Below are 21115 nucleotides of genomic sequence, written 5' to 3' on the forward strand. Positions count from 1 at the left end.
CTCTCGCGCTCTCCGAAGTATTTGAAAAACGAAGAAGATCAGGACGTGCAGTCGATCCGGCCCCACCAGCGGCGGCGGTCGCGGCTGACGATCGGGACGGCGAGCGCGGTGAGGCGTGGGCCGGGGGCGCCGTCGGCCATGACGACCGCGCGGCGGGCGACGCGGGCGGCGTGTTTTATGGTTGCTGGGCTGGGCGACCAGTCGGACGCAAAAAGACGGACGAGGTCGAGCCCATGCGCGCCGTCCTGCGGCCAAGCGAACATCGGGTCCAGCGCGACGACGTCGAAACTGTTGTCGGGCTGGGCCGCGAGGAACGTCTCGGCGTGGGCGGCGACGTGTTCGATTCGGCGCATGGCGGGGATCAGGGCCGGCGCCGCGTCATATCGGGCAAGGCCGCGTGCGACGATGAGGGCGAGGATCGGGTCTGCCTCGAGCGCGACGACGCGGCCCGCGGGGCCGACCGTCTGCGCAGCGACGATCGCGTCCGCGCCCATGCCGCAGGTGCAGTCGAGCACATGGTCGCCGGGTCCGATCCCGGACGAGGCGATGAAATGGTCGGTACGGCCCGCATCGCCCGCGCGGCGGGCGGCGAGATTGGGGTGAAATCCCAAGCGGCGGCTGCCCCGAACGACGGTGATCGCCTCACGCTTGACCACCAGCCCCACCGGGCGCCCGGTTTCACGCGCATGATGGGCGATGGAGCGGCCCGCGCGTTCGGCGAAGGGCAGGGCGAAGCGGTGCGCGATCCCTTGCGCGTCGGCCACCTCGTCCGGGTCCGGTTTCTTGCGCGTCGTGACGAACAGGTCGCCCGGCGCCAGCCGATCAGCCAAGGAGGCGCGGGTATTCGATGGCGGGGCAGCGGTCCATCACCACGTCGATCCCTGCCGCGCGGGCGGCGGCGGCGGCATCTTCGTTCACCACGCCCAGCTGCATCCAGATGAATTTGAGGGCGGGGAGCGCCTCGAGCGCCTCGTCCACCACCGGCCCAACGGCGTCCGAGCGGCGGAAGATGTCGACCATGTCGACGGGCCAGTCGCGGGGAATGTCGGAGAGCGAGGCGACGACCGTTTCGCCAAGCGCCTCCTGCCCGGCCTGACCGGGGTTCACCGGGATCACGCGGTAGCCCTTGGCGGACAGAAACCGGGCGACCCGGTTCGACGGGCGGGCCTCGTTCGGCGACCAGCCGACGACGGCGATGGTCTTGGTGTCTGTCAGGATGCGGGAGATGAATTCGTCTGAATAGCTCTGTGTCATGGCGCGACAGTATCCCAAGCGGAGTTGGAGGAAAGCGGTCATTCGGTCGCGGCGGCGCGATGGCGCTGCGGGGCCAAAAAAAAGCGCCCGGAAGGGGACCCGGGCGCAGTTTGTGGAACGAGGGACAGTGAAGTGAGATTGCGGGCGTTCCACCACCCGGTCTCGCCATGACACATATGATGCGCCCACCGCAGAAAAAGGGTGAATAAAGAATCTGTGAAAGGATGGGAGCATTCGGCGGGAATTGGCCGACCCTTCGCGGTCAGCCGGTCTGCGCGTCCCGATAGAGTGCCCATTCATCGACCATTTGCCCATCTGGAAGGCGGCAATAGCCGGTCTGACCGTCCGGCCCGTCCTTGATGACGGTCTCGCCGCCGATACTGCCGCAATGAACCGAAGCGGGGTTCGCCATATCGACGAGCGGGGCCTCGTCCGTCTGCGGCGCGCAGGCGGCGAGCGTGACGGGCAGGGCCGCGAGGGCCAGGAAACGCGGGATGGTCATGAGGGCAGTCTGCGCCGATCAGGGCCGTGGCGCAACGCCCTGTGCCCGCGTGACGGCATAGAGCGAGACGGCGGCGGCGTTGGACACGTTCAGCGATCCGAACTCGGCGGCGAAGGGGATTTTCACCAGCGCATTGCAGGTTTCACGGGTTTTCTGGCGCAGCCCCGGCCCCTCGGCCCCCATCACCAGAGCGACGGCGTGTCCCGAAAGCGGGGCGAGCGCGTCGGCGATGTCGTCATCGGCTTCTCCGGCAAGGCCCAGAACGGTGTAGCCCATGTCCTTGAGCGTCCCCATCGCGTCGGCGAGGTTCGTGACGCGCAGATAAGGCTGCCGTTCGAGCGCGCCGGATGCGGTCTTGGCGAGAGCGCCGGTTTCGGGTGCCGAATGGTGCTTGGTGCCGATCACGGCGCGGGCACCGAACACCTCGGCCGAGCGCAGGATCGCGCCCACGTTGTGCGGATCGGTCACGCGGTCGAGCAGGACGACGACGGGCGGCCGGTCGCCGTCCCCCATGCAGACTTCCTCCAGCCGGCCCCAGTCGAGCGGTTTGACTTCGAGCGCGGCACCCTGATGGACCGAACCGGGGTCGAGCGGAACGGGAAACTTGCGCGGGTCCGCCACTTCGGGCTCGATCCCGCCCGTGGCGATGGCGTCGGCCAACTTGTCGGCAGCGTTTTTGGTGACGACGAGTCGCAGTTTGTCGCGGCGCGGGTTCACCAGCGCGTCGCGCACCGCATGCAGACCGAAAAGCCATACGGTTTCCGCCGCCGCAGCCCTCTTGGACTTCTCTTTTTCGACCACCCATTTCGGTTTCTTCGACACGCGCGCACCCCTGTTTCGACAGGCCCGGACAATGCGCAGCCACCGGGGCCGAGTGCAAGGGATTTTCGGCTTGACGGGTCAGGGGCGCACAGGTAATCAGCCCCCCACGCGCCGGGGGCAACCCCGGTTCGGGCGACGAGCTGCAAGGTGCGGCAGCGGACTGTAACTCCGCCGGGGAGACCCATGCCTGGTTCGATTCCAGGGTCGCCCACCACTCCCCCACATCGAAATGCCGCTACGGTTCCAGCCGCTCGACCGTCGCGACCGCGCCGAAGCCCGCGACCGTTGCGCCGCCGAAGACGAAAAGCGCGCCGTCCAGGGCGGCGGCGGTCGTGCCGTGGCGGGGCGTTCGCAGATCGGGCAGGGGCGACCAGGTGTCGGTGTCGGGGTCGTAGACCCAGCTTTCGGCGAACACGCTCGGGCGTGGGACGAAGACCTCGCCGCCGAACGCATAAAGCTTTCCGTTCAAGACGGCGGCGGACAGGCCGCCTTGTGCCTCGGGCATCGGCGCACGGGTGTCCCATGCGCCCGTGGCGGGGTCGAATACCTCGTGCATAGCGACATTGCGGATTTGGCCGTCCGCGCCGAACTGTCGCCCGCCGACCACATGGATGCGCCCGTCTATCACGCCGCCTGCGGCGCTGTTGCGGGCCGTGGGGGCATCCGGCCCGCGTGTCCACCGGCCCGCGACAGGGTCGAAGACGTCCATCCGGGCGGTGTCGGCGTGGTGTTCGAACCGATCCGCCCCGTCGCGCCGGGGAACCCGCCCGCCGATCACGTGGATCTTGCCGCCGACCACCGCGCTCACATGCTCGCCGCGCGGCACGGGCAGGGGCGGCGCATCCCGCCACGCACCCTCCGTCAGGTCGAAGGCCAGAACCTCGTCCACCGCCGCCCAGACCGGCGGAACACCCTGAAACCCGCCGAGCGCGAACAGCGTGTCGCCGACGACCGATACGCCGACATGGTGGCGCGGCGCGGGAAGGGGCGGCAGGTCGCGCCACGCATCCGCCAGCGGATCGTAAGCCCGCGCGGCGTCGGTCGGGCGGCCCCGGTCGTCGAAGCCGCCGAGCGTGTAGAACAGGCCGTCATGCGTGTCGCCATAGATTTCCTGCGCCGGCGCGGGCATCGGCGCGACCGGCACCCAATCGGCAAGGGCTGCGCCCGGCCAGGTGGCACAGGCGACGACCAAGGCTTTCCACATTCGCGAACCCTCCCGCTGCGTGCTGCCATGGTCAAAGCATTTGTCCTTCCGGTCAAACCCTGTAACCATTGCGCCGCGAACGATCGGCAGGGAGGCACCATGATAAGCCAGCAACTCAACGACACCATCACGCGAGTCGGGCCGGGAACGCCTGCGGGCGAGGTGCTGCGCCGGTATTGGCAGCCTGCCGCGCTGAGCGACGAGTTGGCGGGCAAGCGGCCCGTGGTGCCCGTCACGCTTCTGGGCGAGGAACTGGTCCTGTTTCGCGATTCCGAGGGCGAGTTGGGCCTGATCGACCGGCACTGTCCGCATCGTGGGTCGGACCTGTGTTACGGGCGGCTCGAGGACAACGGGCTGCGCTGCCCGTTCCACGGCTGGCACTTCGACCGGACCGGGCAATGCGTCGACCAACCCGGCGAGCCGGAAGGCTCGAAGATGCATGAGAACATCAAGACCACCTCCTATCCCGTTGAAGAACGGAACGGAATCGTTTTTGCCTACATGGGGCCGGGCGTTCCGCCGCCGTTCCCGAACTTTGACTGTTTCCGGGCGCCCGACAGCCATGTTTTTGCCTTCAAGGGGCTATGGGAGTGTAACTGGCTTCAGGCGCTTGAAGTGGGCATCGACCCCGCGCACGCTTCGTTCCTGCATCGGTTTCTGGAGGACGAAGACCCGTCCGACGGCTACGGTAAACAGTTCCGCGACAAGGCGGCGAATACCGAGATCCCGATGACCCAGCTTCTGCGCGACTACCCGCGCCCCGAGATCGAGGTCGAGGAAACGGACTATGGAATGCGAGTCATCGCGCTGCGCCATCTGGACGACGGGCGCACCCATGTGCGGGTGACGAACCAGATTTTCCCCGAGGCGATCACGATCCCGATGAGCCGCGAGATGATTATCACCCAGTGGCACGTCCCCGTCGATGACGAGACCTGTTACTGGTACTCGATGTTCACGAGCTTCGGTGACCCGGTGAACAAGGAGCTGATGCGCGAGCAGCGTCTGGCCGAGCATCGGCTGCCCGACTACGCACCGCTCAAGAACAAGCGCAATCAGTATGGCTACAACGCGGACGAGCAGGATCGGCTGACCTATACCGGCATGGGCCTCGACATCAACGTGCACGACCAGTGGGCGGTGGAATCGATGGGGCGCATTCAGGACCGGACCAAGGAACACCTCGGCAAGACCGACAAGGCGATCATCGCGAACCGGCGGCGGCTGCGCGCGGCGATCAAGGCGCTTGAAGAGGGGAACGAGGACGCTCTGCCGATGAAGAACGGCACGGATGTTGCCGCGCTGACCGGGCCGCTTGCGAACGACACGATCTCGAACGATGGGGATTGGGTGCGCGCCTATACCGAAGGCGATGCGGCACGCCGTGCGGCCTGCACGGGTTGGGACGCGAAGGTCGGGTGAACGGGTGAGCGCGGACAGGGACAGGATCGCCTCGGGCGCGCTGGCGCGGCTTGGGCTTCTTAGCGACGACCAAGCGGCGGCGGGGGCCGAACTTCTGGCGCATGTGCGGGCCGAAGGCCTTGAAACGGTGCGCGTGCTGTTCACCGATCCGCATGGCGTGCTGCGCGGCAAGGCGATCGCGGTGCGGGCGCTGGGGTCGGTGCTGGCGGATGGGATGAAGGTGCCCTCGACGCTGTTGCTCAAAGACACGTCGGGGCGGACCGCCTTTCCGGTCTGGTCTGGGGATGACGTGCCCATGGCCGGGGCGGCGGATGTGCTCTTGGTGCCGGATGTGGCCACCTTCCGGCGTCTGCCGTGGTCACCGCATTCCGGCTGGCTCCTGTGCGACGTCCGTAGGGGTGACGGGGCCGAGGTGCCGTTCGATCCGCGTGCGATCCTGCGCCGTCAGGTGGCGCGGCTCGCAGAACGCGGGATCGAGATGCGGATCGGGCTGGAAGTCGAGTTTCACGTGTTCGACGTGGTGGACCCGCGTCTGAACCATGCCGACACCACGATGCCGCCCGCGCCGCCAGACACGCGCACGTTGGCCCCCGGCTACCAGTTCCTGACCGAAACCGTCTATGCCCAGCTCGAACCCCTGATGGACCGCCTGCGCCGTGCGGCGGACGAGATCGGCCTTCCGGTCCGCTCGACCGAGGTCGAGATGGGACCAAGCCAGTTCGAGTTCACCTTCGACCCCGCCGATCCGGTCACGCAGGCCGATGCCATGGTCATGTTCCGCACCTTGGTGAAAGAGGTCTGCGCCGCAGATGGTAAGCATGCGACCTTCATGTGCCGTCCAAGGGTCGACAACGCCGCCGCTTCGGGCTGGCACGTGCATCAGTCACTCGTATCCGCTGAGAGGGGCGTGAACCTTTTCACAAGCGATACCAACGGCTTGAACGACCTTGCAGGTCAGTGGGTCGCGGGGCTCTTGGCCCATGCGGGCGAAAGCTGTGTTCTGACCACGCCCACCGTCAACGGCTACAAACGCTACACGCAATTCCAACTCGCACCCGACCGCATCGCTTGGGGGATGGACAACCGGGGGACCATGCTGCGCGCGCTTGTCGCGCCGGGCGATCCGGCCAGCCGGATCGAGAACCGCGTCGCGGACCCGGCGGCGAACCCTTACCTTCTGTTCGCGTCGCAGATCATCAGCGGCCTCGCCGGGATCGAGGGCGACCTGACCCCGCCCGCCCCGGTGGAACGGCCCTATGGCGAAGGGCCGGAGCCGCTGCCCGCGTCGTTGGGCGACGCGATCGCCGCCTTCGCGGCCTCGGATCTCTATGCCGATGCGCTCGGGGCCGAGACGGTCGCACATTTGCTGACGCTCAAGCGGGCCGAATGGTCCCGCTATCTCGCCGCCGTGTCGGAGTGGGAGCAGGCCGAATATTTCCGGCTGTTCTGATGGATTTCGACCTTACCGCCTATCTCGCCCGGCTCGAATTGCCGAACCCCGGTTCGGGGCGCGAAGGGCTGTTCCGGCTGCACCGCGCGCATATGACCCATGTGCCGTTCGAGAACACCGAACCGCTGCTGGGCAAGGTGCCGTCTCTCGCGCCCGAGGATCTGTTCGACAAGATGGTGACGCGCCGGCGCGGTGGCTACTGTTTCGAGCACAACGGGCTCTACGCCGGTGCCCTGCGCGCGCTCTGCTATGACATCACGCCGCTCCTGGGGCGCGTGCGCAACGGGGCGCCCGAAGGTGGGGCGCGCACGCATCAGGCGCATCTGGTCGATATCGACGGCGAGACCTGGCTGACCGACGTGGGCTTCGGGGGGCATAGCCCGCTCGTCCCGCTCGCGCTTCGCTTCGACGTGGACCACGAAGCGCCGAACGGGCGCTATCGGTTCCGTGCGGACGCCGCGAGCGGCGAGACGGTGATCGAGCGTCTGGCAGGGGCGGACTGGGTTTCGCTCTGGGGCTTCGACGACTACCCGGTGCGCCCCGTGGATATCGAGGCGGCGAACGTGGTGACGGCGTGCTGGGACAAAGCGCCGTTTCCCGCGAACCTCATGGCCTCGTTCCATGGGCCGGGGGGCCGCGTGACCCTGTTCAACCGGGCGTTTTCGCGCGGGCTGCCCCCGGATCTGGACACGCGGATGATCGCGGATGCAGATGACCTCGCCTCGGTCCTGCGCGACGAGTTCACGCTCGACCTGACCGCAGATGAGCTGGACGCGATCTGGAAGAAGGTTGAAGGCGCGCCCGTATCTCGTTGAAACAAATGCGATTCTCTATTCTGCGGCCGTAAGCTCTTTGGTGTCTTCGGTGCCGAAGCTGCCTTCGCCCATGCGACGACGATAGACTTCCGTCGCATTCGCGTCGGGGTGCTTTTCGCAAAAGGCGATCTGGTCCTTCATCTCGCGCTTCACGTATTCGCTGAACGGCCCAAGGTGGGCATAGAGCGCGGCGCAGTAGAGCGCGTGCTTGATCGCGCGGGGTTTCTTGCGCAGCACATAGGCCAGCAGCCGCCAGTAATGCCCGCGCAGATCGGGGCGCTTCGTCGTTGCGTTCCAGAAGAAGGTCATCAGATGCTTGGCATCCTTGACGATCATCTTCCGGCTCAGATCGCCCGACGGACCGGACGGGTCGAGAAGGTCGACCATGTTGCGCACGCGCTGGAAAAAGCTCTCAGGCGCCATGATGGTGTCGACGACCGTGTAGTATTCGCCAAGAATATCCTTGCGCGGGCGCAGGGTCTGGAAGTTCAGGCCCGAGACGCACTGATCCCCGTCGTCGTCCTTTTCGAGCACGCCGAACATCGGGTCGAGCCGCCCCTCGGCTTCGAGCCGGCGCTGTAGCTGCGTGTTGGGCAGGGCGGTCAGAAGCCCGACCATGGCGACCGGGATCGACGCCTCCTCGATCAATTCGATCATGCCTTGGGCCGCATGTTCGCTTTCGTTGTCGAAGCCCACGATGAACCCGGCGATCACGAAAATCCCGTAGCTCTGGATGGTATGAATCGACTTGGCGATGTCGCGTTTGGTGTTCTGCTTTTTCTTCATCGCGACCAGCACGTCGGGGTCCGGGCTTTCGATGCCGACGAAGGTGGTGAAGAAGCCCGCGTCGCGCATCAGTCCCAGAAACTCGTGGTCATCGGCGAGGTTGAGCGAGGCTTCGGTGGAAAACTCGAACGGAAACCCGTGCGCGCGCTGCCATTCGACCAGCTTGGGCAAAAACGCCTTCACGGACTTCTTGTTGCCGATCAGGTTGTCGTCCACGAAATCGACGTGGCCCCGGTAGCCCATCTCGTAGAGCCGGTCGAGTTCGCTCAGGATCTGGTCTTCCATCTTGGTGCGCGGTTTGCGCCCGAACAGCTCGATAATGTCACAGAATTCGCACAGGAACGGGCAGCCGCGCGACAATTGGACGTTGATCATCAGGTAGTCGTCGAGGTCGAGCAGGTCGTAGCGCGGGATCGGTGTCGTGGTGACGTCGACGGTATGAAGCGGCGCGCGGAATTCGCCGGACCGGATGCCGGAGCGCAGCGCGGCGATGACCTCGTCCAGCACGCCCTCCGCCTCGCCGATGACGCGAATATCGACGTCGGCATACATTTCCGGGTGGGAACTGACATCCGGTCCGCCGACCACGGTGACCTTGCCGCGTGCCTTGCACCGGGCGGCCTCGTTCAGAAGGTGGCGCTGTTGCGAGATCATGCCGGAGAACATGACGATATCGGCCCAGTCGATCTGGTCGTCGGTCAATTCCTCGGTGTTGGTGTCCACAAGACGCACGGGCCAGTCGCCCGGCAGCATCGCCGCGACCGTGATAAGGCCCAGCGGCGGGGCCGGGTATTTCGCATTGGTGAGTTCGCAGGTCTCGAGGAAATTCCAGAACGAGACGTTCGAAAACTTCGGGTAAACCAATAGGACCTTCGGCGTTGGGTCAGCCATGACGTGCTCCCATATCCGTTGCGTTTGAAATTGCTGGCCTTTGGTAAAGCGTAACCTGAAACCCGTTTTTTCCGGATTCATTTCTTGGGGCGCGTCGGCAAATTCGCGTGACGGCTGGTTTTATGGGGCAATTCGGGGCTAGCGCGTCGCGGCGTGGGTCGCATCAGGCAAGGGCACACGTCCCGCCTTGGTCGTCGGGGATGGCGCGTGCCCATGTCGAGATTACCTTAGGGAAATCAGAGGCTTGCGTCGGGTCGGCTATCTTGGCGTCAGGGAGGGAACGACCTCTATCCGCGTCCCCGTCGCCCGTCAGACCATCTCTTCCGGCACCCCCGGCAAGGGTTCGCCCATTTTTTCGGCAGGCTCCACATCATAGGGCAGTATAAAGTGTTTACGGTCTTCCGGTGCGCGTTTCGCGTTGTCCTGCGCGGCCCGGGTCCATGTCGCGGCGCGGGTCAGGTCGCCCGGCGCGCCGTCCGGGAACCAGTGGTCGCAGCAGCGCGAAAACACCTGTTCCGCACGTCCCGGTTCCGCCAGTTCGATGCCCGTTTCGCTGTCCCACCGCATCGAGCGGCCGTTCAGGTTGGCCGACGACACGATCGCCGCGCGGTCGTCGATCACCATCACCTTGGCGTGGATATAGATGATCGGGGCGTCGTAATGCGTGTCGCGCCCGTCGGTTTGCATCCGGCGCGGTTGCGCGGGCGCGCCGAAGAACACGCGGTCGCCGAAGGCGTCGCGCAGGCGCTCGACGGCGGTGCTTTGCAGTTGCTCGCCGTATTTGGCGTCCATGTCGTCGCTGCTGTCGAACGCCACATCCTCGGGCGCGGCGGGCAACAGAACGACGAGTTGCAGATCGGGTTGAGCGGCGGCGGCCGTCACCAGCGCGTCGGTGATCGGTGTCGAACGCAGGAATTGCGTCTCGATGAAGATGTACCGTTTCGCCGTGCGGATCAGCCTGAGATGGGCCTCTTCCAACTCGCGCAGAACCTCATGCGGCGCCAGTCGCCGCCCGCCGGGAACGTCGCAGGACAGCGTGCGCAGAACGCCGCCGAACGCGGAGGGCTGCACTTCGCCCGCCGTGACCGCGCGAAACTCCCGCAAGTGCCGAAGCCCGGCCTTGGCCACTTCGCCGGTGACGATCAGTTGCACATCGTGCCACGTCTTTTCGGGCGCGCGGCGGTGATGTTTGTCGTCGTAGCGGCGCGGGTTCAGGTCCAGCCCGCCGACGTAGAGCACACGTCCGTCGGCGACTGCCATCTTCTGATGATGGGTGGCCGGCACGAGCGGGGCGGGCGGCCAGAGACGCGGCCACATCTTCCCGGCCCGGCTGCGGATCATTTGGCGGAACCGGGGGCGGTGGGCGAGCACGGTGTCGCACTCCTCCCGGTCCATCCCGGTCAGGCGGTTGCATTCGTCGCGCAGTTTCCGGCGGGTCACCGGCATGAACAGGACGCGATGCGCCCAGCCGACGCGGGCCGGATGCATGTGCACGTCGATGTCCAGCAGGTCGGGATTGCGCGACGCCTCGGCGGCGGCGAGGCAATCGTCGCGACACCGCCACGACAGCTCGTGCAGATCGGGCCGGGCGACCGGATCGAAGTCGGTGATGATGATCGTGAAGCGCACGCCCTCATCCAGCTTGTGCCGCAAGAGGTCCGACCACGTTTCGCCCACCGCCTTGGCCTCGTCGCTGTATAGGTGCGTCGTCGGGTCGAAGATCCGCATCGAAATCCACACGTCGCGCCGCGCGTTCAACACCATGCGCTCGAAAGCCGGATAGGCTTCGGACGCGGTGATCAGGACCTGCGCCGTTTCGGTCTGCATGTCATGCGCTCCTTGGTCCGGGTCACGGGGGCTTTGCGTGTCAGTGTCGAACATACAGTGGAAAGCCCCGCCGCCCTGTGCGGGTTCCCTGTCCGACCGAAGAATCCGGCGCCGATATCGGGCCGCGCGGCAGATGCGCGGGATTGGCCTATTCCTTTGGCCTCGGGATGTCTGTTAAGTCGCCCCGGACCCAAGGGACGGAGGCATGCATCCTCCGACACACTGGCAGGAGGACCCATGAGGCTCAAGGATTGTCATAACTTTCACGATTTCCGTACTCTGGCCAAGCGCCGCCTGCCGGGACCGATCTTCAACTACATCGACGGCGCGGCGGATGACGAGGTCACGTATCGGCGCAACTCGGACAGTTTCGATCAGGTCGATCTTTTGCCCAAGGTGTTGCGCGGAACCGACGAGATCGACCTATCGGTCGAGATCATGGGACAGAAGCTCGCCTTGCCGTTCTACCTGTCGCCCACGGCGCTCCAACGGCTGTTCCATCACCGGGGCGAGCGGGCCGTGGCGGCGGCGGCCGAGAAATACGGGACGATGTTCGGGGTGTCGTCGCTGGGCACCACGTCGCTGGAGGAGCTTCGGCGCAAGCACAAGACGCCGCAGGTCTATCAATTCTACTTCCACCGTGACCGGGGCCTGAACCGCGCGATGATGCAGCGCGCGAAAGAGGCGGGGGTGGACGTGATGATGCTGACCGTCGATTCCATCACCGGGGGCAACCGCGAGCGTGACAAGCGCACCGGCTTTTCGATCCCGTTCCGGCTGACGCTGGGCGGCATGGCGCAGTTCGCGATGAAACCCGCCTGGGGCATCAACTACGTCACGCACGAGAAATTCAGCCTGCCGCAACTCGACGAACACGTCGACATGGGCGGCGGCACCCTGTCGATCGGGCGCTATTTCACCGAGATGTTGGACCCGACGATGAACTGGGACGATCTGGCCGAGATGGTCGAGGAATGGGGCGGCAAGTTCTGCCTCAAGGGGATCATCCACCCCGAGGATGCGGCACGGGCCGCCGAGGTCGGGTGCGACGCGGTGATCCTGTCGAACCACGGCGGACGACAACTCGACGGCTCGCGCGCGCCATTCGATGGGCTGGCCGAGGTGGTGGATGCGGTCGGCGACAAGCTGGACGTCATCATGGACAGCGGGGTTCAGCGCGGCACCCATATCGTCAAGGCCCTGAGCATGGGCGCCAAGGCGGTCGGGATCGGGCGCGGCTACCTGTTTCCGCTCGCGGCAGCCGGGCAGGCCGGGGTCGAACGGATGGTCGGTTTGCTCAGGGACGAGGTGGAGCGCGACATGCGCCTGATGGGGGCGGCCAAGGTGGCGGACCTGAGCCGCGACAACCTGCGCTGGCGCTAGAGGGGCCCCATGCGGGTGCCGGGTGACCGGCCCCCGCCATAGCGTTACCGGAAAACGAAAAAAGCCGCCCGAAGGCGGCTTTTCCGTCATCCTCGAAAGAGGGTCCACTTGGAGCGGGCGAGGCGATTCGAACGCCCGACCCTAACCTTGGCAAGGTTATGCTCTACCCCTGAGCTACGCCCGCATCCTGTGGTGAGCGGTGATGTATAAAACAGTGCTCGGACCTGCAAGGGCAAAATCGCGCGGATTGCAAATTTTTTTGGCCACCGCGTTTTGGGCGAGGTGTCACGCTTCGGCCGCGCCGAGATCGAGCTTGGCGAACATGCCGCGAAAGACCGCCTCGGCGGCCTCGCTTGGCACCAACCTTCGATTGCCCGCAACCGCGAGGCTCGCGTACCCGTGGACGAGCGACCAGACCGTCAGCTCGGTCTGGACCGCGTCGTCCTTCGCGAAGGGGGCGCAAATCCGCACGAGGACGCCATAGGCGGCGTCGGACGCGTCGCGCAGGTCCGGGTCGTCGTGACCGTGGACGTTCGGCCCGAACATTAGGCTGAAGACCCCGCTGTAGGCCCAGGCGAACCGCAGGTATCCAAGACAGGCCGCCAAGACCACGTCGCGCGGTGTTCCATCCGCTTCCGCGATGGCGGCTTCCATCGAGGCGGTGAAACGTCGGTAGCCTTCGGCCACGACGGCGGTGCGCAGGTGGGCGAGCGACGGGAAGTGGTGGGCCGGGGCGGCGTGGCTGACCCCGGCCATCGCGGCGACCTTGCGAATCGACAGGGCATCCGGCCCCTCGGATTGGATCAGGTCCAGCCCCGCCTGGATCAGCGCAGCCCGCAAGTTCCCGTGATGATGGGGTTTTTTCGTCGGCATAGGGGCACCGTATCACCAAACTTGACAGCGTCAAGCAAATCGCAGAACTTGACGGTGTAAAGTTTATTTGAGGATACCGACATGACTCGCCGCCTGCTGCTCATTTTCGCGACCGTTCTGACGGTCTCCATCGCTTTCGCCTCCTATCGCTTCTTCGGGCTGGGGCTGCGCGCGGCGTTTCCGGATATGGCCGTCCACATCGACACGGTCCGGCTCGCGTTTCTGGCCCATGTGGTCGCCGCCCCGATCGCGCTCGCGGCGGCGACGTTCCAGCTTATGCCGCGCCTTCGGTCGCGCCGGCCCGCGCTGCACCGCTGGACGGGGCGGGTCTATGGCGTGGCGATCTTGATCGCCGCCATCGGCGCGCTGGTCATGGCACCGGTGTCCAATGGTGGCCCGTTGGCGTCGCTGGGCTTCGGGTTGCTCGCAATCCTGTGGCTGGGCACCACGGCAATCGGCATCTCGCGCGCACGGAAGCGCGACATCGACGCGCATCGCCGCTGGATGACACGCTCTTTCGCGCTGACCTTCGCGGCGGTGACGCTTCGGCTGGAACTGGTCGTGCTCACCATCGCCGGTCTGACATATGTCGAGGCGATCGAGATCCTCGCCTGGGGGTCGTGGGTGCCGAACCTTCTGGTCGCGGAGTGGCTGCTGCGCCGTCCGCGCCGCCTGCGCGTCAGGGCCGCGACCGCATGACCTTGTCCAGTTGGGTCAGGTCCTGCGTCATCGCCCGACGCATCGCCAGCGCCATCACCGGCATCAGCACCGCCTTGAACCCACTGGGAAACCCGCGATTGGTCAGCCGCATATGCGTGCCCTTCGGGGCATCCGACCATTCATAGATCGTCTGCATGGGGAAGGGGCCTTCCTCGGTCGACATGACGAGCCGTTCGCCGTGCAGATGTTCGCGGATTTCATAGGTATAGGCGATGCGCCGCCCCATGAACTCGGCGACGAAGGCGGCACGTGCACCCGGGTCGGTCGAGGGGTCGGTGCGCCACTCGACGGATTTGATGTTGCGATACCAGCGCGGCGCATTCCCCATGTCGGCGGCGAACCCGGCCACATCGGCCCTTGCCGCGCGGATCACGCGCTCCACACTCACATCGACAGGGCGCACCATCGCCGTTCCTTTCGCTCTTTGCCCAACCGTCTGTTGCGTCCCGTCGGGTGTCAACGGGCAGGGTGACGACGGTAGTGCTTGACTTGATGCGCGCGCTGCGGCCCTTTTGGGATATTGGACCCAAAGTATTAGTATCGGAGACGTTCCATGATCTGCCGTTTCGCGCCCTTGGCGGCGCTCGCGCTTGCCGCCACCCCCGTAACCGCACAGGACGCCGCGCCGCCGCCGCTGTCGCCGCTGTCCGTCGAGGTTCTGAAACTCGACACGGTGCTGCATTCCGACGTCAACGCAGGCTCGATCTGCTGTGCGCCCGAGATGCTGGTGAGCGGTGAGGCCGAGGATTTCGTCTATATCAAGGTCGTCTTCGACGTGGCCTGGTCCGAAGAGGTCGACCGCGTGTCCTACTCCGGCTCACAGGCGCAGGCGCTGAAGCTGCCCGGTGTGGACGACCCCGACGCGTGGCTGCGCCCGTGGGGGCATATCAACTGGTATCCGGCGGTCGAAATCCGGCCACCGAACCTCAGCCAGTCGCGCCCGCGCAAATGGCCCGACGAAGACAAGGACGCGGTGTTGAGCGGTCTCTGGACGGTGCCTTCGGACGCGACCGAGGCGGTGCTGCTCATCGGCAAGGACGACGAGCCGCAGCTGGAGGTGCCGATCGACCTGTCAGGCCCGGTCGGGGACTTGCCGGCCGCGGCGACGCTGTGGGACGTGACCATCGACAGCCTGTCGGTGATGGACGAGGTGGCGACCTCCCGCGAAAGCCGGGGCCGGGTCGTGAACGGCGTGGTGAAACCGACGATGGGGCAGATCGTGGCGGTGTCGGTCACGATCAATCCCAAGCAGAACACGCTCGTCGATCAGGAAGAGGGCAACAATGCCGCCTATTTCCAGACCGAAACCTTTCAGCTTGTCGGGCCCGAGGGCCTGCCGCTGGTGCCCATGGGGCAGGATCGGCGCGGGACGATTGGTAACGACGTGTCCAACACCGAGAACTGGTCGGGCGAGGGGACGAGTGGCGAGACGGATCGCACGTTCTATTTCCTCGGGTCCGGTGCGCCCCGCACCTATCGCCTGTATTTCGAAACGACCGAGGTGGCGACCGCCGACCTCGGCTAGGGTCGCACGGGTCCGGTCAGCCTTTGTCCTCGACCGGACCGTCCGCCGCTTTCCACGCCGTGAAGCCGCCCTTCAGGTGCGCGCAGGCGAACCCCATGTCCTCAAGCGCCGCAGCGGCGAGGGCCGAGCGCCAGCCGGAGGCGCAGTGCAGCACATAGCGTTTGCCCTCCTGTCCGAAGACGTCGCGGTAATAGGGGCTGTCGGGGTCGACCCAGAACTCCAGCATCCCGCGCGGGGCGTGGACCGAACCGGGGATGCGCCCCACCTTTTGCAGCTCACGCACATCGCGGATGTCCACGATCACCGTGTCCGGGTCGTCCATGGCCGCGATCAGGTCCGATGCCTCGACCTCATCGATCCGGGCGCGGGCCTCTTCCACCAGTTGCGCGGCGGTTTTCGTGAGTTTCGCCATATCTCCCCCTGTCTCAAGCGAGGTAAAACTGCGCCAGCCTTGGGTGAGTCACAAGGAATATCGAAAGATCAAATGAGACGGACCCATAACGCAGTCCGAGGCGTATTTTGGGCCGGAAGCGAGATGCGTGACGATATATTGCGTTGCGCGTCCCACTGGCTTGTCATAAAGTGCTCATTTTTGCATCATTGCGCAATTTGTGATATGATTGTTTCGTGCAAGGGATCTTGCGCTTTCAAACATCGGGGGAACTACAATGAGAAAAACTCTCATTTCTATTGCCGTGGCTGCACTTGTCACGGCACCTTTTGCCGTGGTCGCCGACAGCGCCAACTGGTCGGAGGAAAAGGCGGCGCAAGTCGATCAGAACCGGAACACCAATTCCGGTAACGGCAACGGCGGCGAGCGCCAGAGAAACAACGGATCCTGGACCTCGACCACCAATGGCGAAACCGGTGGCCGGGACAACGATCCCGGAAATTCCGGGAACCAATGCCAAGGCGGCAAGAACTGCTGATGGTCACCAACCGACGGAGCGCCATGGCGCTCCGCCGACCCTGCCAAGGCGCCTTGTCGGTCACCCCAAAGCGGCGGCGCGCACCCAATTCTGACAGACGCGGGACAGCCAGTCGCCGTCGATGTCCTCTCCAAGCTTGAAACAAGCGATGGCGCGCTGGTCCGAGGGCCAGGTCAGCCGGCCTTCGGGTTCGTCGCTCAGCCGGGCGCCGGTGTCGGTGTCTTTCGCCTTCGCGCCACGATGAAAGATCACGCGCACCTGACCGCCCTTGGGCGGCAGGTTCAGCGTTATGAGGTCGCGTCCCGCCATCGCGAAACTGGGCGCGTTCCACTTCTGGCCGAGCGTCGCGTCGGGCAGGGCGGCGTGAATGATGGCGACGAGCCGTTGCGCCAGAGCCTGCATGTCGTCGGTTTCGGCCTTGCCCGCCATCGCCCTCTCCTTCGCCTGCCGCGAGACTACGGGGGATGCGCGTGTGGCGCCAGCCCGCACGGTCGAGATGGACTTCGCGGCATGGGCATGCCAAGGGTAGGGCATGAATACTTCGGTTCTGAACTGTTGGGTCGCGACCCTGTCGCGAATTACGAACCCGGTCTGATCGACCGGGCTTTCCGTGTAATCCCACCATTCCGAACACCTAACGAGGTATCCCATGACCCGTTCCACACCCATGTTGCACCTGCTGTGCGGCAAGGCCGCGTCCGGCAAATCCACGCTCGCCGCCCGGTTGGGCAAGGCTCCGAACACCCTTGTCATCGCCGAGGATGCGTGGCTTTTCGCGCTGTTCGGTGACGAGATGACGACTTTGGCCGATTATGTCCGCTGCGCCGCCAAGCTGCGCGCGGCAATGGCGCCGCACGTGGGCGCGCTGCTGAGGTCAGGCACGTCCGTTGTGCTCGACTTCCCCGCAAACACGGTCGAAACGCGCCGCTGGATGCGCGAGATGATCGACGCGTCGGGCGCGAGGCATCAGATGCATCTACTCGACGTGCCGGACGACGTCGCCAAGGCGCGGCTTCGGGCGCGCAATGCGGGCGGCGATCACCCTTTCGCGGTGACGGAGGACCAGTTCGACAGGCTCACCAAGCATTTCGTCCCCCCGTCCGAGGACGAGGGGTTCGAGGTGGTGCGCCACGTGAACGCGTGAGGGCCGGGGCGACGCGCGCCCCAACCCGTCATTCCTCGTATTCGACCAGCAGGTCCTTGGCGTCGATCTGGGCGCCGGGGGTGACGTGGACGGCTTTCACCACTGCTGCCTTTTCGGCGTGAATCCCCGTCTCCATCTTCATGGCTTCGATGGTCAGCAGCAGGTCGCCCTGCTTGACCTTGGCCCCCGCCTGCACGGCAACACTCGCCACCACGCCCGGCATCGGTGCGCCGAGGTGGAGCGGGTTGGCCGCGTCCGCCTTGGGCCGCGCCGCCTGCGTCGCCTTGGCCGACCGGTCGGCCACGCGGATCGTGCGCGGCTGGCCGTTCAACTCGAAGAACACCTTGGCCTCGCCTTCTTCGTTGGTCTCGCCCACCGCGCTCATGCGGATCACCAGCGTCTTGCCGGGGTCGATCTCGGCCTCGATCTCGTCGCCCGGTTCCATGCCGTAGAAATAGGTCAGGGTCGGCAGGGTGCGGACCGGTCCATAGGTCCGGTGGCGGCCCATGTAGTCGAGGAAGACCTTGGGATACATGAGGTATCCGTTCAGGTCCTCGTCATCCAGCTTGAAGCCCTCAAGCTCCTTCGACACCTCGGCGCGGGTTGCCTCGATGTCGATGGGGTCCAGATGCTTGCCGGGGCGGTCGGTGTCGGGCTTGTCGCCCTTGAGCACCTTTTTGACGATACCTTTCGGGAAGCCCCCCGGCGGCTGGCCAAGGTTGCCCTTCATCATGTCGATCACACTGTCGGGGAAGCTGACGTCGGTCTTGGGGTCTTCGACCTCTTCTCGGGTCAGGCCCTGGCTCACCATCATCAGCGCCATGTCGCCCACGACCTTCGACGAAGGCGTCACCTTCACGATGTCCCCGAACAACTGGTTCACGTCGGCATAGGCCTGCGCCACCTCGTGCCAGCGTTCTTCCAGCCCCATAGACCGCGCCTGCGCCTTGAGGTTGGTGAACTGTCCGCCGGGCATTTCGTGCAGGTAGACTTCGGACGCCGGAGCCTGAAGCCCGGACTCGAAGGCCGCGTATTGGCCGCGCACCGCTTCCCAGTAGTTCGAGATTTCGCGGATCGCGCCGATATCCAGCCCGGTGTCACGCTCGGTGAACTGGAGCGCCTCGACCACGGTGCCGAGGGTGGCCTGCGAGGTGTTGCCCGACAGCGCGTCCATCGCGCAATCGACCGCATCGACGCCTGCGTCGGAGGCCGCAAGGATCGTGCCCGAGGCGATGCCCGCCGTGTCATGGGTGTGGAAGTGGATCGGCAGGTCCACGGCGTCTTTCAGCGCCGGGATCAGCACCTTGGCGGCGGCGGGTTTCAAAAGCCCCGCCATGTCCTTGAGCCCCAGCACATGCGCGCCGGCCTTTTCGAGCTTCTTCGCCATGTCGACGTAGTATTTGATGTCGTATTTGGCGCGATCCGGGTCGAGCACGTTGCCGGTGTAGCAGATCGTCCCCTCGATCACCTTGCCGCTTTCGCCCACAGCATCCATCGCGACCCGCATGTTCTCGACCCAGTTGAGCGAGTCGAACACGCGGAACACATCGACACCGGACTCTGCGGCTTGCTTGACGAAGAACTGAACCACGTTGTCGGGGTAGTTGGTGTAACCCACGCCGTTCGAGGCGCGCAGTAGCATCTGCGTCATGATGTTGGGCATCTTGGCGCGAATGTCGCGCAGGCGCTGCCACGGACATTCCTGCAAGAAGCGATAGGCCACGTCGAAGGTCGCGCCGCCCCAGCATTCGACGCTGAAGAGTGGCGACAGGTTCGCGGCATAGGCGGGCGCGATCTTTATCATGTCGATGGATCGCATCCGGGTGGCCAAGAGCGACTGGTGCGCATCGCGCATCGTCGTGTCGGTGATGAGCAGTTGTTTCTGCTCTTTCATCCACTTCGCGACCGCCTCCGGCCCTTCTGCGTCAAGCAGCGTGCGGCTGCCCGCAGGCGGGGTGTCGTTCGCGAGCGTCGGCAGAACCGGGGGCTTGAGGTCCGAGCGCGGCTCGGGCCGCCCTTCGGTCTCGGGGTGACCGTTCACGGTGATGTCCGCGATATAGGTCAGGATCTTGGTCGCCCGGTCGCGCCGCTTCTTGAACTGGAACAGCTCCGGTGTCGTGTCGATGAACTTGGTGGTGTATTCGTTGTTCAGAAACACCGGGTGTTTCAGCAGGTTGATGACGAAGTCGATGTTGGTCGACACGCCGCGAATACGGAACTCGCGCAGCGCCCGGTCCATCCGCTTGATCGCCTGTTCCGGCGTCTGGCCGTGGGCCGTCACCTTGACCAGAAGCGAGTCGTAGTAGCGCGTGATGACCGACCCCGCATAGGCCGTGCCGCCGTCCAGACGGATGCCCATGCCGGTCGCGGTGCGATAGGCGGTCAGGCGGCCGTAGTCGGGAATGAAGTTGTTCTGAGGGTCTTCCGTGGTGATCCGGGTTTGCAGCGCGTGGCCCTGAAGCTGCACGTCATACTGGCTGGCCACCCCTGTCGCTTCGGTCAGCGTCTTGCCTTCCGCGATCAGGATCTGGGCGCGCACGATGTCGATGCCCGTAACCTCCTCGGTCACCGTATGCTCGACCTGCACGCGGGGGTTCACTTCGATGAAGTAGAACTTGCCCGTCTCCATATCCATCAGGAACTCGACCGTGCCCGCGCATTCGTAATTCACGTGTTCGCAGATCTTGCGCCCGAGGTTACAGATTTCCTCGCGCTGGGCCGGGGAGAGGTAGGGGGCGGGGGCGCGTTCGACGACCTTCTGGTTGCGGCGCTGGACCGAGCAGTCGCGCTCCCACAGGTGGTAGATGTTGCCGTGCGTGTCGCCGAGGATCTGAACCTCGACATGGCGCGCGCGGGTGATCATCTTTTCCAGATAGCCCTCGCCGTTGCCGAACGCCGCCTCGGCCTCGCGCCGCCCTTCCTTGATCTTGGTCTCGAGCTCGTCGCGGCCTTCGATGGGGCGCATCCCGCGCCCGCCGCCGCCCCACGACGCCTTGAGCATCAGGGGATAGCCGATCTCTTCGGCCTCCTTGGCGATGGCCTTCATGTCGTCGCCCAGCACCTCGGTCGCGGGGATGACGGGCACGCCCGCTTCGATGGCGACTTTGCGGGCCGAGGCCTTGTCGCCCAGCTTGCGCATGGTCTCGGCCTTGGGGCCGATGAACACGATGCCCGCCTTGTCGCAGGCGTCGACGAATTCGGGGTTCTCGGAGAGAAGGCCATAGCCCGGATGGATCGCGTCGGCGCCGCTTTCCTTGGCGACGCGGATGATCTCGGGGATCGACAGATACGCCGCGACCGGCCCCAGACCTTCCCCGATCTTATAGGCCTCGTCCGCCTTGAAGCGATGCAGGCCCAGCTTGTCCTCTTCGGCATAGACCGCAACGGTGCGCTTGCCCATCTCGTTGCACGCCCGAAGGATACGGATCGCGATTTCACCCCGGTTCGCCACGAGGATTTTCTTGAAGTCGGCCATGCGTTTCTCCCCGACCAATATTTTGAGTTAGCGTGACGCTAGGCGATGCTGCATCGCGGCGCAAGACGATCCGGCGCGGTGCCGGGTGATCGA

20 protein-coding genes and 2 tRNA genes are annotated in these 21115 nt (G+C 65.3%); 9 read left to right on the forward strand and 13 right to left on the reverse strand.

Annotation, left to right across the window (positions count from 1 at the left end; genetic code table 11):
* Positions 1-38: 38 nt before the first annotated feature.
* The 4 genes from HOY44_RS16750 to rlmB form a co-directional block, all read right to left on the reverse strand.
* Positions 39-830 (reverse strand): class I SAM-dependent methyltransferase, encoded by a 792-nt coding sequence (locus tag HOY44_RS16750; RefSeq protein WP_287436258.1) that lies wholly within the window; start codon positions 828-830, stop codon positions 39-41.
* Entirely contained in the window at positions 823-1254 is a 432-nt protein-coding gene (locus HOY44_RS16755) for a CoA-binding protein (protein ID WP_287436260.1), read from the reverse strand. Before HOY44_RS16755 ends, HOY44_RS16750 begins: the two co-directional genes overlap by 8 nt.
* Positions 1255-1516: 262 nt before the next feature.
* Positions 1517-1756 carry a putative hemolysin gene (locus tag HOY44_RS16760; protein WP_287436262.1) on the reverse strand — a complete coding sequence of 80 codons (240 nt, stop codon included), beginning with the start codon at positions 1754-1756 and terminating at the stop codon, positions 1517-1519.
* An 18-nt stretch (positions 1757-1774) separates the two neighbouring features.
* Positions 1775-2578: a 23S rRNA (guanosine(2251)-2'-O)-methyltransferase RlmB gene (gene rlmB, locus HOY44_RS16765; RefSeq protein ID WP_287436263.1), complete on the reverse strand. Its 804-nt coding sequence runs from the start codon at positions 2576-2578 to the stop codon at positions 1775-1777.
* Positions 2579-2708: 130 nt separating this feature from the next.
* Between rlmB and HOY44_RS16770 the strand changes: the two genes are divergently transcribed.
* Positions 2709-2792, forward strand: a tRNA-Tyr gene (locus HOY44_RS16770).
* Positions 2793-2813: 21 nt separating this feature from the next.
* On the opposite strand, the gene HOY44_RS16775 is transcribed toward HOY44_RS16770, so the two are convergent.
* Positions 2814-3782, reverse strand: coding sequence for a Kelch repeat-containing protein (locus HOY44_RS16775; RefSeq protein WP_287436265.1), 969 nt, complete (start codon positions 3780-3782; stop codon positions 2814-2816).
* A 99-nt stretch (positions 3783-3881) separates the two neighbouring features.
* Between HOY44_RS16775 and HOY44_RS16780 the strand changes: the two genes are divergently transcribed.
* From HOY44_RS16780 to HOY44_RS16790, 3 genes are read left to right on the forward strand one after another with little or no spacing between them, the layout of a single operon-like run.
* Positions 3882-5204: a Rieske 2Fe-2S domain-containing protein gene (locus HOY44_RS16780; protein WP_287436267.1), complete on the forward strand. Its 1323-nt coding sequence runs from the start codon at positions 3882-3884 to the stop codon at positions 5202-5204.
* 4 nt (positions 5205-5208) lie between these two features.
* Positions 5209-6654, forward strand: a complete 1446-nt coding sequence (locus HOY44_RS16785; protein ID WP_287436269.1) for a glutamine synthetase family protein — start codon at positions 5209-5211, stop codon at positions 6652-6654.
* Positions 6654-7469 carry an arylamine N-acetyltransferase family protein gene (locus tag HOY44_RS16790; RefSeq protein WP_287436271.1) on the forward strand — a complete coding sequence of 272 codons (816 nt, stop codon included), beginning with the start codon at positions 6654-6656 and terminating at the stop codon, positions 7467-7469. The genes HOY44_RS16785 and HOY44_RS16790 overlap by 1 nt, the downstream gene beginning before the upstream one ends.
* Before the next feature lie 15 nt (positions 7470-7484).
* Here HOY44_RS16790 and HOY44_RS16795 read toward each other — a convergent pair whose 3' ends face one another.
* Complete coding sequence (locus tag HOY44_RS16795; RefSeq protein WP_287436273.1) at positions 7485-9146, reverse strand: B12-binding domain-containing radical SAM protein; 1662 nt, start codon at positions 9144-9146, stop codon at positions 7485-7487.
* Positions 9147-9455: 309 nt separating this feature from the next.
* Complete coding sequence (locus tag HOY44_RS16800) at positions 9456-10973, reverse strand: phospholipase D family protein (protein ID WP_287436275.1); 1518 nt, start codon at positions 10971-10973, stop codon at positions 9456-9458.
* Between the two features lie 237 nt (positions 10974-11210).
* Here HOY44_RS16800 and HOY44_RS16805 point away from each other — a divergent pair, with 237 nt between their 5' ends.
* Positions 11211-12356, forward strand: a complete 1146-nt coding sequence (locus tag HOY44_RS16805) for an alpha-hydroxy acid oxidase (RefSeq protein WP_138424169.1) — start codon at positions 11211-11213, stop codon at positions 12354-12356.
* A gap of 109 nt (positions 12357-12465) precedes the next feature.
* Here the strand turns inward: HOY44_RS16805 and HOY44_RS16810 are convergent.
* Together HOY44_RS16810 and HOY44_RS16815 are read right to left on the reverse strand one after the other, a co-directional pair.
* Positions 12466-12540, reverse strand: a tRNA-Gly gene (locus HOY44_RS16810).
* A 101-nt stretch (positions 12541-12641) separates the two neighbouring features.
* Positions 12642-13229, reverse strand: a complete 588-nt coding sequence (locus HOY44_RS16815) for a TetR/AcrR family transcriptional regulator (protein ID WP_287436277.1) — start codon at positions 13227-13229, stop codon at positions 12642-12644.
* An 81-nt stretch (positions 13230-13310) separates the two neighbouring features.
* Between HOY44_RS16815 and HOY44_RS16820 the strand changes: the two genes are divergently transcribed.
* Positions 13311-13928 carry a DUF2306 domain-containing protein gene (locus HOY44_RS16820; RefSeq protein ID WP_287436279.1) on the forward strand — a complete coding sequence of 206 codons (618 nt, stop codon included), beginning with the start codon at positions 13311-13313 and terminating at the stop codon, positions 13926-13928.
* On the opposite strand, the gene HOY44_RS16825 is transcribed toward HOY44_RS16820, so the two are convergent.
* On the reverse strand, positions 13909-14355 hold the full coding sequence (locus HOY44_RS16825) for an SRPBCC family protein (protein WP_287436281.1): 447 nt from the start codon (positions 14353-14355) through the stop codon (positions 13909-13911). The genes HOY44_RS16820 and HOY44_RS16825 overlap by 20 nt on opposite strands.
* Positions 14356-14502: 147 nt before the next feature.
* Between HOY44_RS16825 and HOY44_RS16830 the strand changes: the two genes are divergently transcribed.
* The gene (locus HOY44_RS16830; protein WP_287436283.1) at positions 14503-15474 is read left to right on the forward strand and encodes a hypothetical protein; all 972 of its coding nucleotides are present in this window, start codon (positions 14503-14505) and stop codon (positions 15472-15474) included.
* A gap of 16 nt (positions 15475-15490) precedes the next feature.
* Here the strand turns inward: HOY44_RS16830 and HOY44_RS16835 are convergent, their stop codons facing one another.
* Positions 15491-15886, reverse strand: coding sequence for a rhodanese-like domain-containing protein (locus HOY44_RS16835; protein WP_287436285.1), 396 nt, complete (start codon positions 15884-15886; stop codon positions 15491-15493).
* Positions 15887-16142: 256 nt separating this feature from the next.
* Here HOY44_RS16835 and HOY44_RS16840 point away from each other — a divergent pair, with 256 nt between their 5' ends.
* Entirely contained in the window at positions 16143-16403 is a 261-nt protein-coding gene (locus HOY44_RS16840; RefSeq protein WP_287436287.1) for a hypothetical protein, read from the forward strand.
* 60 nt (positions 16404-16463) lie between these two features.
* Here HOY44_RS16840 and HOY44_RS16845 read toward each other — a convergent pair whose 3' ends face one another.
* Complete coding sequence (locus HOY44_RS16845) at positions 16464-17072, reverse strand: DUF1801 domain-containing protein (protein ID WP_287436289.1); 609 nt, start codon at positions 17070-17072, stop codon at positions 16464-16466.
* Between HOY44_RS16845 and HOY44_RS16850 the strand changes: the two genes are divergently transcribed.
* Positions 17053-17547 carry a P-loop nucleotide/nucleoside kinase family protein gene (locus tag HOY44_RS16850; RefSeq protein WP_287436291.1) on the forward strand — a complete coding sequence of 165 codons (495 nt, stop codon included), beginning with the start codon at positions 17053-17055 and terminating at the stop codon, positions 17545-17547. The genes HOY44_RS16845 and HOY44_RS16850 overlap by 20 nt on opposite strands.
* A 28-nt stretch (positions 17548-17575) precedes the next feature.
* Here the strand turns inward: HOY44_RS16850 and HOY44_RS16855 are convergent, their stop codons facing one another.
* Complete coding sequence (locus HOY44_RS16855; protein ID WP_287436292.1) at positions 17576-21022, reverse strand: pyruvate carboxylase; 3447 nt, start codon at positions 21020-21022, stop codon at positions 17576-17578.
* Positions 21023-21115 lie beyond the last annotated feature (93 nt).

The sequence above is a fragment of the Maritimibacter sp. genome (assembly GCF_016774595.1).
Classification (GTDB): Bacteria; Pseudomonadota; Alphaproteobacteria; order Rhodobacterales; family Rhodobacteraceae; genus Maritimibacter; species Maritimibacter alkaliphilus.

Coding starts and splice junctions, on each gene's coding strand:
- HOY44_RS16755 (WP_287436260.1), bottom strand. CDS start 1,254: ATGACACAGAGCTATTCAGACGAATTCATCTCCCGCATCCTGACAGAC.
- HOY44_RS16760 (WP_287436262.1), bottom strand. CDS start 1,756: ATGACCATCCCGCGTTTCCTGGCCCTCGCGGCCCTGCCCGTCACGCTC.
- HOY44_RS16775 (WP_287436265.1), bottom strand. CDS start 3,782: ATGTGGAAAGCCTTGGTCGTCGCCTGTGCCACCTGGCCGGGCGCAGCC.
- HOY44_RS16780 (WP_287436267.1), top strand. CDS start 3,882: ATGATAAGCCAGCAACTCAACGACACCATCACGCGAGTCGGGCCGGGA.
- HOY44_RS16790 (WP_287436271.1), top strand. CDS start 6,654: ATGGATTTCGACCTTACCGCCTATCTCGCCCGGCTCGAATTGCCGAAC.
- HOY44_RS16795 (WP_287436273.1), bottom strand. CDS start 9,146: ATGGCTGACCCAACGCCGAAGGTCCTATTGGTTTACCCGAAGTTTTCG.
- HOY44_RS16800 (WP_287436275.1), bottom strand. CDS start 10,973: ATGCAGACCGAAACGGCGCAGGTCCTGATCACCGCGTCCGAAGCCTAT.
- HOY44_RS16805 (WP_138424169.1), top strand. CDS start 11,211: ATGAGGCTCAAGGATTGTCATAACTTTCACGATTTCCGTACTCTGGCC.
- HOY44_RS16815 (WP_287436277.1), bottom strand. CDS start 13,229: ATGCCGACGAAAAAACCCCATCATCACGGGAACTTGCGGGCTGCGCTG.
- HOY44_RS16820 (WP_287436279.1), top strand. CDS start 13,311: ATGACTCGCCGCCTGCTGCTCATTTTCGCGACCGTTCTGACGGTCTCC.
- HOY44_RS16825 (WP_287436281.1), bottom strand. CDS start 14,355: ATGGTGCGCCCTGTCGATGTGAGTGTGGAGCGCGTGATCCGCGCGGCA.
- HOY44_RS16830 (WP_287436283.1), top strand. CDS start 14,503: ATGATCTGCCGTTTCGCGCCCTTGGCGGCGCTCGCGCTTGCCGCCACC.
- HOY44_RS16835 (WP_287436285.1), bottom strand. CDS start 15,886: ATGGCGAAACTCACGAAAACCGCCGCGCAACTGGTGGAAGAGGCCCGC.
- HOY44_RS16840 (WP_287436287.1), top strand. CDS start 16,143: ATGAGAAAAACTCTCATTTCTATTGCCGTGGCTGCACTTGTCACGGCA.
- HOY44_RS16850 (WP_287436291.1), top strand. CDS start 17,053: ATGACCCGTTCCACACCCATGTTGCACCTGCTGTGCGGCAAGGCCGCG.
- HOY44_RS16845 (WP_287436289.1), bottom strand. CDS start 17,072: ATGGGTGTGGAACGGGTCATGGGATACCTCGTTAGGTGTTCGGAATGG.
- HOY44_RS16855 (WP_287436292.1), bottom strand. CDS start 21,022: ATGGCCGACTTCAAGAAAATCCTCGTGGCGAACCGGGGTGAAATCGCG.